17 protein-coding genes are annotated in these 15,176 nt (G+C 48.6%); all 17 read left to right on the forward strand.

Annotation, left to right across the window (positions count from 1 at the left end):
* The first annotated feature begins 25 nt into the window (after positions 1–25).
* The 17 genes from pgsA to EP073_RS06530 all read left to right on the forward strand — a co-directional run bounded on the left by pgsA (position 26) and on the right by EP073_RS06530 (position 15,079).
* Positions 26–595 carry a CDP-diacylglycerol--glycerol-3-phosphate 3-phosphatidyltransferase gene (pgsA, locus tag EP073_RS06450; RefSeq protein WP_128466346.1) on the forward strand — a complete coding sequence of 190 codons (570 nt, stop codon included), beginning with the start codon at positions 26–28 and terminating at the stop codon, positions 593–595.
* Positions 576–1,658 carry a DUF362 domain-containing protein gene (locus tag EP073_RS06455; protein ID WP_128466347.1) on the forward strand — a complete coding sequence of 361 codons (1,083 nt, stop codon included), beginning with the start codon at positions 576–578 and terminating at the stop codon, positions 1,656–1,658. The genes pgsA and EP073_RS06455 overlap by 20 nt, the downstream gene beginning before the upstream one ends.
* Positions 1,655–2,245, forward strand: coding sequence for a glycerol-3-phosphate 1-O-acyltransferase PlsY (gene plsY / locus EP073_RS06460; RefSeq protein ID WP_128466348.1), 591 nt, complete (start codon positions 1,655–1,657; stop codon positions 2,243–2,245). The genes EP073_RS06455 and plsY overlap by 4 nt, the downstream gene beginning before the upstream one ends.
* Positions 2,220–3,377 (forward strand): bifunctional diaminohydroxyphosphoribosylaminopyrimidine deaminase/5-amino-6-(5-phosphoribosylamino)uracil reductase RibD, encoded by a 1,158-nt coding sequence (gene ribD, locus EP073_RS06465; protein WP_241654057.1) that lies wholly within the window; start codon positions 2,220–2,222, stop codon positions 3,375–3,377. Before plsY ends, ribD begins: the two co-directional genes overlap by 26 nt.
* Positions 3,359–3,982, forward strand: coding sequence for a riboflavin synthase (locus EP073_RS06470; RefSeq protein ID WP_128466349.1), 624 nt, complete (start codon positions 3,359–3,361; stop codon positions 3,980–3,982). Before ribD ends, EP073_RS06470 begins: the two co-directional genes overlap by 19 nt.
* Positions 3,983–4,244: 262 nt before the next feature.
* The gene (locus EP073_RS06475) at positions 4,245–5,459 is read left to right on the forward strand and encodes a bifunctional 3,4-dihydroxy-2-butanone-4-phosphate synthase/GTP cyclohydrolase II (RefSeq protein ID WP_128466350.1); all 1,215 of its coding nucleotides are present in this window, start codon (positions 4,245–4,247) and stop codon (positions 5,457–5,459) included.
* An 83-nt stretch (positions 5,460–5,542) separates the two neighbouring features.
* Complete coding sequence (gene ribH, locus EP073_RS06480) at positions 5,543–6,013, forward strand: 6,7-dimethyl-8-ribityllumazine synthase (protein WP_128467776.1); 471 nt, start codon at positions 5,543–5,545, stop codon at positions 6,011–6,013.
* Complete coding sequence (gene nusB / locus EP073_RS06485; RefSeq protein WP_128466351.1) at positions 6,006–6,443, forward strand: transcription antitermination factor NusB; 438 nt, start codon at positions 6,006–6,008, stop codon at positions 6,441–6,443. Before ribH ends, nusB begins: the two co-directional genes overlap by 8 nt.
* Positions 6,436–6,843, forward strand: coding sequence for a hypothetical protein (locus EP073_RS06490; RefSeq protein ID WP_128466352.1), 408 nt, complete (start codon positions 6,436–6,438; stop codon positions 6,841–6,843). Before nusB ends, EP073_RS06490 begins: the two co-directional genes overlap by 8 nt.
* Positions 6,821–7,069: a DUF4911 domain-containing protein gene (locus EP073_RS06495; protein WP_128466353.1), complete on the forward strand. Its 249-nt coding sequence runs from the start codon at positions 6,821–6,823 to the stop codon at positions 7,067–7,069. The genes EP073_RS06490 and EP073_RS06495 overlap by 23 nt, the downstream gene beginning before the upstream one ends.
* Positions 7,063–8,427, forward strand: a complete 1,365-nt coding sequence (locus EP073_RS06500) for a TldD/PmbA family protein (protein ID WP_128466354.1) — start codon at positions 7,063–7,065, stop codon at positions 8,425–8,427. The genes EP073_RS06495 and EP073_RS06500 overlap by 7 nt, the downstream gene beginning before the upstream one ends.
* Positions 8,427–9,359 carry a 3'-5' exoribonuclease YhaM family protein gene (locus EP073_RS06505; RefSeq protein ID WP_128466355.1) on the forward strand — a complete coding sequence of 311 codons (933 nt, stop codon included), beginning with the start codon at positions 8,427–8,429 and terminating at the stop codon, positions 9,357–9,359. Before EP073_RS06500 ends, EP073_RS06505 begins: the two co-directional genes overlap by 1 nt.
* A gap of 225 nt (positions 9,360–9,584) precedes the next feature.
* Positions 9,585–10,238, forward strand: a complete 654-nt coding sequence (locus tag EP073_RS06510; RefSeq protein ID WP_128466356.1) for a DUF502 domain-containing protein — start codon at positions 9,585–9,587, stop codon at positions 10,236–10,238.
* Positions 10,228–11,046 carry a shikimate dehydrogenase gene (gene aroE / locus EP073_RS06515; RefSeq protein WP_128466357.1) on the forward strand — a complete coding sequence of 273 codons (819 nt, stop codon included), beginning with the start codon at positions 10,228–10,230 and terminating at the stop codon, positions 11,044–11,046. The genes EP073_RS06510 and aroE overlap by 11 nt, the downstream gene beginning before the upstream one ends.
* Before the next feature lie 32 nt (positions 11,047–11,078).
* Positions 11,079–12,764, forward strand: a complete 1,686-nt coding sequence (gene pilB / locus EP073_RS06520; protein ID WP_128467777.1) for a type IV-A pilus assembly ATPase PilB — start codon at positions 11,079–11,081, stop codon at positions 12,762–12,764.
* 15 nt (positions 12,765–12,779) lie between these two features.
* Positions 12,780–13,865: a type IV pilus twitching motility protein PilT gene (locus EP073_RS06525; protein ID WP_128466358.1), complete on the forward strand. Its 1,086-nt coding sequence runs from the start codon at positions 12,780–12,782 to the stop codon at positions 13,863–13,865.
* Between the two features lie 5 nt (positions 13,866–13,870).
* A complete protein-coding gene (locus EP073_RS06530) occupies positions 13,871–15,079 on the forward strand; it encodes a type II secretion system F family protein (protein WP_128466359.1) in 1,209 nt (402 codons plus the stop codon).
* Positions 15,080–15,176: the final 97 nt, after the last annotated feature.

A 15,176-nucleotide genomic window follows, 5' to 3' on the forward strand; every position in this document is an offset into this window, starting at 1 on the left:
TTACTAAAAAATAACGGAAGTTTTTATGAATAAAGCCCAGCGTGAGCTGAACCCCGCTAACCTTCTTACGGCACTGAGAATTATCTCAGTTCCTGTTTTTCTCGCTTTTCTCTATTTTGATAAGCCGCTGCTGAACGTGATCGCATGCGCGGTGTATACTGTTTTCGCCGCGACTGACTATGTGGACGGCTACATAGCCAGAAAATACAACATGGTTACTGACCTCGGTAAAATCCTTGATCCTGTGGCGGATAAGATTTTTGTCGCAGCCACCATGATCGCTCTCGTAGAGATGGGCAGGCTTGAGGGCTTCATACTGATGATAATCCTCACCCGTGATTTTGCCGTGGGCGCTCTGCGTAACCTCGCAGCCAGCAAAGGGATTATAATAGCCGCGGGCGGCGCCGGAAAATGGAAAACAGGCTTCCAGATGACAGGTGTGGGCTGTATCATATTCAAAAACAGTCTTTTCGGCTTGAACGTGCATCTCGTGGGAACAATACTGGTCTATATATCACTGATATTCTCGCTGTATTCAGCATGGGAATATTTCAGAGGTTATTACAAACCGTCTGATGAAAAAAGTAAGCCTTAGCACGGCAGCGGAGTATTCCGACCCCGCCGTTCTTTCATTTATCGATTCATTTTTCTCCCTCCATGCAGGAAGGCTGGCGGAGGCGGGAAAAGTTCTGCTCAAACCGAATCTTCTCCTTGCGGCACCGCCTGAAAGAGGAATCACCACGCACCCGCTTTTTGCTGATGCCGTGATAACCGCTCTGCGTAAATACACAAGGGCGGATCTTTTTCTCGGTGACAGCCCGGGAGCGAACTTCGGCAAATATGAAACTGTCCTGAAAAAGACGGGCATGACTGAAATATGTGAAAAACACAGCATAAGGACAGTCCGCATGGAGGCTTCCGCTCCGAGGATGAAAAACGGGCGTGTTTATGCCACCGCTGCCGATGAGGCTGATATAATAATAAATATAGCCAAGCTCAAAACCCACTCCCTCACAGGGCTGACACTGTGCGTAAAGAACATGTTCGGGCTTGTTCCCGGCAGCGCCAAGGTCGGTTACCACAGGGAGCATCCGGATGATAAGGAACTGGCTTATAATATTTACGATTTCTTTTCGATGTTTGAAGGGAAGATTATGAATCTCCTTGACGGCATAACAGCCCATGAAGGCGACGGTCCCTCAAGGGGCAGACCTGTTCATCTGGGGCTTATGGCTGCATCAGACGATGCCGTGGCGCTGGACGCGGCTGTGACCCGTCTTCTGGGGTTTGATGAGGACTTCTGTCTTACCACCCTTGGCGCCAAGCGGGCAGGCTACGACACGTCAGATATTCAGGCGGATTTGCCGGAGGGTATATTCAGGGTGAAAATACCTGTTTCCAAGAAGGTTCCCGTGCTGCCTGAGTTTATTAAGTCGTGGGTATCTGACAGAGTGTTTGTTAAGCCTTTCATTATAACGGAAAAATGTATAAAATGCCGTCTGTGCGTAACAAGCTGTCCGGTGGAGGTGATTCGCACGGACGGGGAATTTTTCATAGAAACAGATAAATGTATAGAATGCTTCTGCTGTCACGAGGTCTGCGAATCGGACGCTGTGGGCATGAAGCGTTCACTTCTTCATAAGGTGTTTGTAAAATGAAATTTGTTTTACTTATTATTTGTTATCTCATCGGCTCCATCCCCACCGGCTATCTTTTGGTGAAGAAGGTGAAGGGTATAGACATCAGAACGGTCGGCAGCGGAAACGTGGGCGCTACTAACGCCGCCAGAATCCTTGGCAAATGGGGCTTTGCCGCTGTTTTTGCCGTAGATATGCTCAAGGGCTTCATCCCCGTGTGGATCACGGGCATGCTTTATCCGGATGTTGTGCTTATCGCCGCGGTGCTTGTGGTTCTGGGGCATACATACACCGTATTTCTCAACTTCAAGGGCGGAAAAGGCGTGGCGACAGCCGTGGGTGTTTTTCTCGCTCTGGCTCCGATTCCTCTGGGCGTGGCGGCGGTGGCTTTCGGCGTGGTGATTTACATTTCCCGCATGGTGTCCTTAAGCTCCATCACAGCTGCGGCAGTGCTCGCCGCTTCTGTTGTTCTCATGGACACGGAAGTATCTTTGAAAATATTTACAGTGGTTATCGCCGCTTTTGTGATCTATAAACACAGAACAAACATCAGCAGAATTATGAAAGGCGAGGAAAGCAGAATTGAGTTTAAGCGTAAATCCTCTTGATATAATGGATGAGTGCGCCTCTCTCGCTCTGGCGGGAAAGGGCTTTACGAAGACCAACCCGATAGTCGGCGCCGTCATTGTCAGGGACGGAAAAATAATCGGACGCGGCTGGCACACTGAATACGGCAAGGCACACGCCGAAGTCATGGCGATTGCCGATGCCGGAGAAGTGCGCGGTGCGGATCTGTATGTTACACTCGAGCCTTGCAGCCATCACGGTAAAACGCCTCCCTGCGTCAATAAAATCATTGAAACAGGGATAAAACGTGTCTTTGTGGGTGTTGTGGATCCGAATCCGGTAAATGCCGGAAACGGTCTTGATATTCTCATGGAGCACGGGGTTGAGGTTTTTCTCGGTTACCGTGAAGAGCTATGCGCGGCGCTCATTGAGGATTTTACAAAACGCATTCTTATCGGTCTGCCTTATTATTCGCTGAAAACAGCCACATCCATAGACGGCAAGCTCGCCACCAGAACAAAAGACTCCAAATGGATCTCATCTTCTTCATCAAGGGCCTATGCCCATTATCTCCGGAGTGTTTCCGACGCTGTGCTGGTTGGGGTGAATACAGTGATAAAGGACGATCCGCAGCTTACAGTGAGAGATGTTCATTCCGAAAACGATCCCTATAAAATAGTGCTGGATCCTCACGGCAGAATGCCCGAAGGGAGCAAACTAGAGGAAAACCCCGATAAGCTTATTTATGTGACTGAGAAGGGCGCAGAAACCTCCGCTTCCTCCCGACTGCGTGCTAAAGGCGCTAATGTGCTTGGGATTTCCTGCATCAACGGGAGTCTTGACCTGCGTGAGCTTTCAGGAAAACTTATTGAAATGAAAATAATGAACATACTTATCGAAGGCGGCGGGGAGACTGCGGGCTCTTTTTTTGATGCGGATCTTGTGGATAAAGGCTATTTTGTCATAGCGCCGAAAATAATCGGCGGGCGTGATGCTGTTATGACCGTAACCGGAAAAGGTGTCGAACTTGTCAGCGGCGCAAAAGAGATGCTGGAGACGGACATAAGACACTTTGAAAACGATATACTCATCAGCGGACGCTTTGCGGACTACCGCAGGCATGTGCTGGATTTAACCGAAAAACTGAGGAACAGATGTTCACGGGGATTATAGAGGAAACAGGGAAGATCGATGCCCTGAACATAAAAGGAAATTCCGCCGTAATCAGAATCAGGTGCTCTAAGGTGCTTGACGGCTCGAAAATCGGCGATTCCATAGCGGTAAACGGTGTATGCCTCACCGCGACTGAGATCGATGGCGGCAGCTTCAGTGCGGATATATCGTATGAAACGCTGAAACGCACTTCTCTGGCGGGGGTCTCCGCCGGAACCCGTGTTAATCTTGAGCGGGCACTCACTCTTTCCACCCGTCTCGGCGGGCATATAGTCAGCGGACATGTGGACGGGCTCGGAACAGTGGATTCAGTGACTCCGAAAGGTGATTCCTATGTGCTGCGGATAAGGTTCCCCGAAGCGATGGATAAATATATAGCCGAAAAGGGCTCCGTTTCCGTGGACGGGATAAGCCTTACTGTAGCGTGGGTTAACGGGCTTACGTTTGATGTGGCGGTGATTCCGCACACCTTTAAGGAGACTGTCCTCTCTGATAAACGAAGGGGCGACAAAGTAAACCTTGAAGCGGACGTTATAGCACGCTATCTTGAGAAGCTGATGAAAAAAGAAGCCAAAGGAATAACTTCGCTTTTGGATATGCTGTAAAATAAAGATTACCAAGGCAAACACGAACAATAAAATAGAGATTTCCATGGAAGGAAATCCGCCGTGCGGAGCGAAGCCTTGTTTGACAAGGCGCGAGCGTGTGGTGAGTGTTTCCATGGACGGCAAACACGAACAATAGAATAGAGATTTCCATGGAAGGAAATCCGCCGTGCGGAGCGAAGCCTTGTTTGACAAGGCGCGAGCGTGTGGTGAGTGTTTCCATGGACGGCAAACACGAACAATAAAGTCTCAGGTGCTGAAAATGAAATATAAAAACTTAGCTACAATAGACGCGGCTATTGAAGATCTCAAACAGGGTAAAATGATTATCCTTGTGGATGATGAGGACAGGGAGAACGAAGGCGACCTTGTTCTGGCTGCGGAATATGTGACTCCGGAAGCCATAAACTTTATGGCGAAATTCGGACGCGGGCTCATCTGCCTCGCCATGACAGAAGACCGCTGCGACAGACTGGGGCTTAACCTTATGGTGGGCGGTGACGGCAATACAGCCCGTTTCGGAACGGCGTTCACCGTGTCAATCGAAGCGAAGGAAGGCTTAACCACAGGTATTTCCGCTTTCGACAGGTCACACACTGTAAAAGTCGCAATAGATGATAAGTCCACATCAAAAGACCTCGCCAGACCCGGTCATGTTTTCCCTCTGAGGGCAAGGCAGGGGGGCGTGCTTGTCCGTGCCGGACAGACGGAAGGCTCCGTTGACCTGATGAAGGCGGCTGGACTTAAGCCCGCAGGCGTGATCTGCGAGATAATGAACGATGACGGCACAATGGCAAGAATGCCTCAGCTTGACGAATTTGCCGGAGTACACGGACTTAAGATAATCACTATAGCCGATCTCATATCATACAGAATGGAGCACGAAAAGCTTATCGAAGAAACAAATGTCGCAAGGCTTCCCACCCATGCCGGCGAATTTAATATTCTCGGCTTCAGGAGCGTTGCCGACGGTCAGGAGGCGGTTGTCCTTATGAAAGGGGATGTAACCACCGATGAGCCCGTGCTCGTGCGTGTGCATTCACAGTGCCTTACTGGGGATGTTTTCGGCTCCAGAAGATGCGACTGCGCCTCACAGCTTCATGAGGCTATGGATCTTGTGGAAGAAAAAGGGCGCGGCGTTGTTCTCTACCTGTTTCAGGAAGGACGGGGGATAGGCATCCTTAACAAAATCAACGCTTACCATCTTCAGGATGAAGGGCTTGACACCATAGAGGCAAATATTCATCTGGGCTTCAATGAAGATTTGCGTGACTACGGTTTCGGCGCACAGATTCTCAGACATCTGGGAATCAAGGAGATCCGTCTGATCACCAACAATCCCAAGAAGATGCGCTGCCTCTCCGGTTACGGGCTTGAAGTGGTGGAAAGGGTGGGCACCCACAGCGACCTCAACCCCGAAAACGAAAAATATCTGTTTACTAAAAAGGATAAAATGGGGCATAAACTGGATTTGTGATGCCGTGCGGAGCGAAGAGTCTCATATTTTGCAACGTTTGAATTTAGAATAAAATATAATTAACATCTAAGGAGTTCCCTATGATCAAACCGATAGAAGGAAAATATGACGGCAAAGGATTAAAATTTGCCATAGTCGCTTCCCGTTTCAATGATTTCATCACTCAGGCGCTCATAGGCGGCGCTGTTGACGCTCTTGTGAGGCACAACACAGCCGAAAGCGACATTGCTGTGTTCAAAGTTCCCGGCGCTTTTGAGATCCCCTTTGTGGCTCAGAAGCTTGCGCTCACCAAAAAGTATGACGCTGTTATCACTCTCGGAGCTGTTATCAGGGGCGCTACGCCTCATTTTGACTTTGTTGCGGCAGAAGTTTCCAAGGGTGTTGCCAAGGTTTCTCTTGATACGGGTGTGCCTGTTATCTTCGGTGTACTTACGACAGATACCATAGAGCAGGCTGTGGAAAGAGCCGGAACAAAAAGCGGCAACAAAGGCGCTGACTGTGCCATGGGAGCCCTTGAGCTTGTTAATCTCATAAAGGACAACCAACTTGGCTGATAAATCAGGACGTACAAAGGCGCGCGAATACGCATTTCAGATGATGTACCGCTACAGCATGACAGGCGAAGCCCCCACTCAGATACCGCTGACCTTCTGGCAGCCTCTGGGAATAATCGAAACCGATGTGAAGGAATTTGCCGAGTCCTTGTTCCGCGGTGCCGCCTCAAAAGCGGCGGACAGCGACGCCATGATTGTAAAATTTCTCAAAAACGGCTGGACATTCGATCGCATGGGCGAAATAGAGAAGAACATAATGCGTGTCGCCATGTTTGAGCTTCTGGACGGCAAATCCCCGTATTTCGCGATTCTGGATGATTTTGTCACCCTCACCAAGAAATTCGGTGATGAAACGGCGGCAGGTCTTGTTAACGGTATTCTGGACAATGTTAGAAAAACCTACAGTCTCTCGGCGGGTGAAAATGAATAAAGCTAAGGTCGGTCTGCATAACAAAGGGCTTTTCCCCGCTTTTCTGGATTATAACGTTACGGAGCTCAGATGCAGGGGCATGTCCTCCAAACTTGATCTTTTCTACTATGGCGGGCTGAACAGGGTTCTTTCCGCTCTGAACCCAAAGGAGAGATCATTTATAAAGGAGGAATGGCTTTTTCTGAGGAGCACCGGCTTCTTTGAGGAGAGCGGTTTTTTTGTTACAGATTTTCAGTCCATAGCACCCGCAAAATTTGCCGAGAAAGTGATGGATGCGGGATTTAAAAAGATATATCTGGAAAACGCCCTTAACTTTGATGTGAAAGAACTTCAGGACGAGCTTAAGGGTGTTGAAATAGTTTTTATGGAATTTGCGGATGACCCGTACCGTAAAAGTTAAGTGTCATATTGATAAGCACAACATCCTGCTGGTGAACAGCCTTGTGGATTCTTACGAGGGGCTGGGAATTGTCCGCACTCTGGACAGCGCCAAGGGGAATGTGGTTATCTATTCTACTGACACTGTTTATGAAAAACTGCTCAGGGTACTGGAAGAACTGAACAAATCAGGCATCGGCATTACCGATGTCAGGACTGAATTCAGTGAGGATGTTGATAATTGGTAAAAACTCCGGACTACACCCGCATACTTAAAAAACTCGCTTCATGCGGGGATTATGCGGATATTTTCATAGAAAGCTCCTTCAGACGCATAATCGTATTTGAGGACGGCAAGATAGACACGCTCTCCTCTGAAGATGATTCAGGCGTGGGGCTCAGGCTGATCAGAAACGGCAGAACATTCTACGGATACACCAACTCATCCGATCCCGCCGTGCTGAATGAGATTGCAGACGGGCTTACCGCTCTGGGCGCAAAAGGCGCAGAGCGCACGCTGGACTTTACCTGCTCTGCCCCTGTTTACGCATTTGAGAGACCATGCGAGACTATAGCCTTGCAGGATAAGATAAAAATAGCCGAAACCGTAAGCAGGTCCGCTTACGGGGACAAGAGAGTCGTTCAGGTGCGCGCTTTCTACGGCGATGTTTTCAGGGACGTGCGGATCATCAACTCTATCGGTGATGATAAAACCAAAAAGCTTTCATACATAACTATATACGCAAACGCAGTCGCCAAGGACGGAGACGATCTTCAAACGGGATACGAATCTTTCGGCGGTGTTTTCGGTGCTGAGGGTCTGGACTGTTTTGATGCGGAGACAGTAGGGAAGGAAGCTCTGAGAAAAGCCATGAACAACCTTGAGGCTGATTACGCTCCGGCAGGGAGAATGCCCGTTGTGCTTGCTTCAAAGGCGGGCGGAACGATGGTTCATGAGGCTGTGGGGCACGGGCTTGAGGCTGATCTGGCGGAAGAGGGCATGAGCGTTTACGAAGATAAAACAGGCACTCAGGTGGCGAATCGGATCATCAGCGTGATAGACGACGGAACCCTCAAGCCTAAACGGGGCTATATTCCCTTTGATGATGAAGGAACTGATGCCCGCAGGAATGTACTCATCGAAAACGGCATACTGAAAAGCTATATGCGTGACAGGCTGTACGCTCTCAAAAACGGCGGAACTCCCACAGGAAACGGCAGGCGTGAAAGTTACAGACATAAACCCATAGTGCGCATGACAAACACATTCATTTCTTCCGGAAGCACCAAGCCGGAAGAGATAATAAAATCCGTGGACAACGGAATTTATGTGGCGGATATGGGCGGCGGACAGGTAAACACAGTCAACGGGGACTTCGTTTTTGAGGTAACCGAAGGCTATATTATAAAAAACGGACAAATAGACAGACCGGTCAAAAACGCCACTCTCATGGGCAACGGACCGGAAGTGATGCAGAGTATCGATATGACGGGAAGCGACCTCGGCTTCGGGATCGGAACCTGCGGCAAGGGCGGGCAGGGCGTACCTGTTTCCGATGCTCAGCCGACTCTGCGTATTCCTTTGATAACTGTAGGCGGTAAATAATGGAACTTACTCTTAAGAAAGACTTTATGCTCACTGACATAAACAAGAATGTGACAAGAGACGGCAAACCCTTCCTTCGTCTTGTGCTGAACGACAGTGAAGGAACGAGACACAACGGTATCATGTTTGACAGCAGCAGACTGGCTTTTGAGCCGTCAGGCGGTGACGTGGTTACTGTGGAGGGCGTTCTTCAGCAGTACGCAGGGCAGACTCAGCTTAAAATCACCATGATGGAAAAAAAGGAGAATGCTGATCCGTCACTCTTTCTTCCCACAAGCGGGCTTGATGCTGACAAGCTGCTGAAGGAACTTAAGGATCTTCTTGACGAGAGGGTTAAGACCGATTATCTGAAAACCTTTATTAATTTGTTTTTCTCAGATGAAAAAGTTGTTGATAAATTTAAGAAAAGTCCTGCCGCGAAGGCGGTTCACCATGCGTATGTCAACGGCTTGCTCGAACACACTCTGAGTGTCGCCAAGCTTGCCGTACTGATGGGCGATTATTACGGTGAAAAGGCAAACACTGAGCATCTGCTTTTCGGGGCGCTTTTTCATGACATGGGTAAAATAGTTGAGCTTGATTCCAAGCTTGGCTTCGACTATACGGACAGCGGGAAACTTCTCGGGCATCTTATTCAGGGAATTATGCTTTTCAGAAACCTTGCCGATAAGATTGAGGGCTTTCCCGAAGAGGTTAAGGATCTCGTGTGTCACATGATAGCAAGCCATCACGGTTTCCTTGAATTCGGATCCCCAAAAAAGCCCAAGACTATCGAAGCACTTATTCTTCATCACATTGATGATATAGATGCCAAAATAAACACCTTCTCCTCAATCTTCAACAAGGACGAGGTTCAGGAGGCAGGCTGGAGCGGTTACGACAGGCTGCTTGAACGTCAGATTTTTAAGCACGGCTATAAAGAGGAACAATAGGCAAAGGCGCAGGACGCGCCGCCTGCCGTGCGCAGCGAAGCCGAAAAAGATACACGGATGTATCCGCAGAGTGCGTACCGCAACGTATGTGAGGAACGCAAACGGAGCGAGAGCAGCAAGCGGCTTTGCCGTGCAGGCTGCGAGTGAGAAAAAACTACATGGATGTAGGTTTTTACGAACTATAATAGGTCTAGACAAGTTTTATTTCCTGTCGTATGCTTTTTTATGAAAAAATTCAGAATATTTTTGCGCAACGCCTTCATAGCGGGTATTTTATCATGCTTACCCATAGTGGTAACCGTATGGTTTCTTCGCTTCGTATTTGAGAAGTTCTCAGGTTTTCTTCTGCCTTACTTCGATATGTTCGTGGTTAGGTATGATCTGATAATCCCAAGATACATAATGGAATCGTTCTCGTTTGTGGTCATTCTCCTTGCCATTTTGTGCATAGGGTTTGTGGCAAAGCATTATGTCGGTAAAAAGTTTTTTAACCTGCTTGAGGCTTTTGTATCCAAAATTCCTTTCGCAAAAAGCGTGTACGGAATTATGCGTCAGATTGTGGATACTTTCCAGAATGCGGGCGGGAACAACTTCAAGAAAGTCGTACTTGTGGAATATCCCCGTAAAGGGATATACAGCATGGGTTTTATCACCAAAGACGCTTCCGATTTTTTCACAAAGGCAACAGGGCAGGACTGTGTGAGCGTGTTCATCCCCACCACTCCGAACCCTACTTCCGGTTTTGTGCTTATTATTCCTAAATGTGAGCTTATCGAACTGAAAATTCCCGTTGAAGAAGGTGTAAAATATATTATTTCCGCCGGAATACTGGAACCCTTTGACAAAGATTACAGACCGGATTCTGAAAATGTATCTTAATCTGGGTTTGATCGGAAATCCTTTATCACACTCCCTTTCGCCCTCCCTCCACTCCCGATTTCTTGTATCCGCCGGAATAAACGGCGGATATGTCTGCCTTGAGACACCTTCGAGGGATAATCTTGCAGAGGTCTTTGAAACTCTGAAACAGTTCAAATTCAGGGGAGTCAATGTCACTGTTCCGTACAAAGAGGACGTCATAAGCTTTATGGATGAGCTTGATCCGCTTGCGGACGAACTCGGAGCCGTGAATACGATCCTTTTTGATAACGGACAAAAAAAAGGGTTCAATACCGATGTTTACGGTTTTTCGGAAACCCTGACAGAAAACGGACTTGATTTTACAGACTCAAAAGTGCTCATGCTGGGCTGCGGTGGTGCTGCGAAGGCTGTTCTCTGCTGTTTAAAAGATTTCAGAAACATTAAACTTACCGTTGTTAACAGAGACACGGCAAAAGCGGAAAGAATTTTGAAATTTCTTAATTTTGACAATGCAGAAATATGTGATTATAATTACATCAGCAGGGAAGCCGTATACGATGCAGTCATTAACGCCACTTCCCTCGGACTGGACGGTTCGTCTTTCACCGACATGAGCAGGATAAAATGCGCATCGGCGGCAATTGACCTCCAGTACAAACCGTGGGTTACCCCGTTTCTGAAATGTTATGAAACCAGCGGGTGTAAAAAGATAAACGGGTTTTCCATGCTGGTGCATCAGGCGCATAAGGCGTTTGAGATATGGACGGGCAAAAAAGCCTTTATAGATATGAAGGAACTAATAAAACTGAGCGGAGCCGCTAATTGAACACCGTCAGGAAAAGTACCAAGCTTGGCAGCATGCTAATTCAGGAAAATCTGATTACTCAGGAGCAGCTTGAGAAGGCTCTTGAGCATCAGGTCAGCAGAGGCGGCAGGCTCGGTACAATCCTTATTGAATTCGGCTATGTGGACGAGCTCTCCATAGCAAAGCTTCTCAGCCGGCAATACGGTGTTCCTTATGTAGACATTTCCGAAATAGAAATAGATCAGTCCGCTTCGGACGCTCTCTCAACAGACCTCTGCAAAAAATACAATGTCGTGCCCTTTTCCAGACAGGGCAAAACTCTCAAAGTTGCCATAACCGACCCTTCCAACGCATACGCCCTTGAGGAGCTGCGTTTTGTCTCCGGCTTCAACATGGAACCTTACGTAACTGTGGAATCCATGATGAACGAGTTCATCCGCAGGCGTCAGGAGAAGGATGAGGAGAGCAGAACCGACCTGATGAAGGAGATCGGCGATTTTGATATGGACGATCTCGAAATTGAGACTGTGGAGGAGAACAGCGTAGCCCTTGAGCAGCTCCGCAGAGATATAGAAGACACCCCCATAGTCAAGCTTGTAAACCACATCATGCACGAGGCTGTGAAAAAGGGCGCTTCGGATATTCACATAGAGCCTTACGAGAAGGAGTTCCGTGTCCGGCTCAGGGTGGACGGTGTTCTTCAGGAGCTGCTGAACCCGCCGAAGAGCATTAAGGACGCTGTGATTTCCCGTATCAAAATTCTCGCCGACCTTGACATAGCCGAACGCAGACTTCCGCAGGACGGACGTATCAAGCTGAAATTAGGTAAAGCCTCTATCGATATGAGGGTTTCGACCCTGCCTGTTCTCTTCGGTGAGAAGGTGGTTATACGTCTTCTGGATAAAAGCAATCTTCAGCTTGATATGGAGAAGCTCGGTTTTGAAAGGGAATCTCTGGACAGGCTGATAAAAGCCATAGAAAGCCCATACGGTATGGTTCTGGTGACAGGACCCACGGGCAGCGGCAAGTCAACCACGCTTTATTCGGCACTGAGCCGGCTTAACAAGGAAGATGTTAATATCATGACTGCGGAAGATCCGGTGGAATATAACCTTTTCGGCGTGAATCAGGTTCAGATGAAGGATGAGATAGGACTCAACTTCGCCGCGTCCCTGCGATCTTTCCTCCGTCAGGACCCCGACATAATCATGGTTGGTGAGATAAGGGACTATGAAACAGGTGAGATAGCTATCAAGGCGGCGCTCACCGGTCACCTCGTTCTCTCCACGCTCCACACGAATGATGCTCCCAGCACGATAAACAGACTGCTCAACATGGGTATAGAGCCCTTCCTTGTGGCTTCATCCACAAACCTTATACTTGCGCAGAGGCTTGCCAGAAGGATATGCCAGTCATGCTCAGAGGAGATCGATCTGCCTGCGGAAGCGCTCCTCAGCATAGGATTCAGAAAGGAAGAGATAGGAACCTTTAAACCGCACAAGGGCAAAGGCTGTGAAAAATGCGGCGGAACAGGCTACAAGGGCAGGGTGGCGTTTTACGAGGTCATGGAAATTACCGAGAATATCCGTGAATGTATTCTCCGCGGAGCAAATGCGGGCGAAATTAAACGGGCGGCGCTTAATGACGGTATGATATCATTAAGACGCAGCGGTCTTGAAAAGATAAAGAGCGGCATAACCACGGTGGAAGAGGTGGTGCGAGTCACCTTCACCGACTGATTCGGAGGATAGGAAATGTACAGCCTTCAGGAACTTCTTTCCAAAATGGTGGAGCTTGACGCCAGCGATATGCACATAACAGTGGGCACTCCGCCCACATACCGTGTCAGCGGTGACCTTGTCAGAATCGAAGGCGAGCCAATGAAGCCGAATGAGACAAAGCAGCTCTGCTACAGCATCCTCACCGAAGCGCAGAAGCAGAGACTTGAGGAAGACTGGGAGCTTGACTTATCCTTCGGGCTCAAGGGTGTCAGCCGCTTCAGAGCGAATTTTTTCATGCAGAGGGGCGCGATAGCCGCCGCTTTCCGCCGGATTCCATATAAAATACTCACATTTGAAGACCTTCATCTCCCCGCTGTGGTGAAATCTCTCTGCGATAAGCCCAGAGGGATGATTCTTGTTACAGGTCCCACGGGCAGCGGTAAATCAACCACTCTGGCATCAATGGTCGACAAGATAAACACGGAAGAGCCCGTGCATATAGTGACAGTGGAAGACCCTATAGAGTATGTGCATGTCCATAAAAAGGCAACTGTGAACCAGAGGGAGCTTCATGCGGATACGAAATCCTTCCGCAATGCCCTTAAGTATATTCTCCGTCAGGATCCGGACGTTGTTCTCATAGGTGAGATGAGAGACCTTGAAACCATCGAAGCCGCTCTCACCGTTTCGGAGACAGGTCACCTCACCTTCGGAACGCTCCACACCAACAGTGCCGTACAGACAATCAACCGTATTATAGATGTTTTCCCGCCGCATCAGCAGCCGCAGATAAGGGCGCAGCTCTCTTTCGTTCTTGAGGGGGTTATTTCCCAACAGCTTATTCAGAGGGCAGACGGCAAAGGGCGTGTCATGTGCTGCGAGGTTATGGTTCCCAACTCCGCCATACGCAACCTGATAAGGGAGGACAAGCTTCATCAGGTTTACTCCATGATGCAGTCCGGTCAGTCCGAACACGGCATGCAGACCATGAGTCAGTCGCTGTTTGACAACTACAGCAGAGGGCTTATCACATATGAAGACGCGGTTAACCGCGCCGTTTACCCTGATGAGGTAAGGCAGCTTATCGACAGGGCAGGCGGACCCAGAAAGAGAAGGTAGGGCTCATGGCTGTTTACAAATACAGAGGCACAGACCCCGGCGGTCAGCCCATTCAAAGTATAATAGAAGCTGATAACAAGCAGCAGGCTACAGAGATACTGAAAAACCGCAGAATAGCCGTGCGTGAGATCAAGCGTGATCTCAGCAAGGTTGAAATCGGTCTGCCGGAAAAGATAAATGACGAAGACGTGCTCATATCCACCAGACAGCTCAGCGTTATGGTTGATGCGGGTCTGCCCATAGTTAAGGCGCTGGATATTATAGCCACTCAGGCATCCAAAAAGCGCATGCGCAAGATATTTATGGATGTCAAAGGCGGTATTGAGACAGGTTCAGAGTTTAACAAGGCTCTGGGCAGGTATAAAAACGACTTCGGTGAGCTGTACGTGAATATGATCGCCGCAGGCGAGGCGGGCGGTCTGCTGGACTCTATCCTTGAAAGGCTTGCGAACTATCTGGAAAAATCCATATCACTCAAAAGAAAAGTAAAAGCCGCTATGACATACCCCACAGTGGTGCTGATAGTTGCTGTTGCGGTTGTTTACGGACTTATGGTTTTTATTATTCCGAAGTTCAAGGAAATGTACGAGGGCTTCGGCGGCGAGCTTCCCGCACTTACTCAGCTTGCCATATCAATAAGCGATTTTTTAAGCAAGTGGTATGGCGGCGGACTTATCTTTGCGAGTATAATTGTATCTTTCACGGTGTTGAAGCTTACATATAAACGCTCCCCCGCGGGACGCTACAAAATGGATCAGATCTTCCTGCGCATACCGAAAATAGGAGACCTGATACGCAAGGTTGCCGTGGCGAAATTCTCACGCACATTCGGCACCCTTCTCTCAAGCGGCGTTTCAATCCTTGATGCCCTTGATATTGTTGCGAAAACCAGCGGGAATAAGGTTATAGAAAAGGCGCTTCTGGACAGTAAGAGAGATATAGAGTCAGGGAAAACAATCGTTGAACCCCTTGAAAAATCCGGTGTTTTCCCGTCAATGGTTATCCAGATGATCTCCGTGGGCGAGGAGACAGGCTCTCTTGATTTGATGCTTCAGAAAATTGCCGACTTTTACGACGATGAGGTGGACAGGTCTGTTGAAGGGCTTACCAAACTTATCGAACCGTTCCTTATGCTCTTTGTGGGCGGAGCCGTGGGCTTCGTTATTATCGCAATGTATCTGCCGATCTTCAAGCTCGGGGATGTTATACAGTAAGGGTATTCCGGTCATTCTGAGGCTTTAGCCGAAGAATCCCGATTTATTGCTGGATGAGAGATTCTTCACTGTGTTCAGAATGACCTGTCCTGATGAA

The organism is Geovibrio thiophilus, from assembly GCF_004087915.1.
In the GTDB taxonomy this organism is placed as follows: domain Bacteria; phylum Chrysiogenota; class Deferribacteres; order Deferribacterales; family Geovibrionaceae; genus Geovibrio; species Geovibrio thiophilus.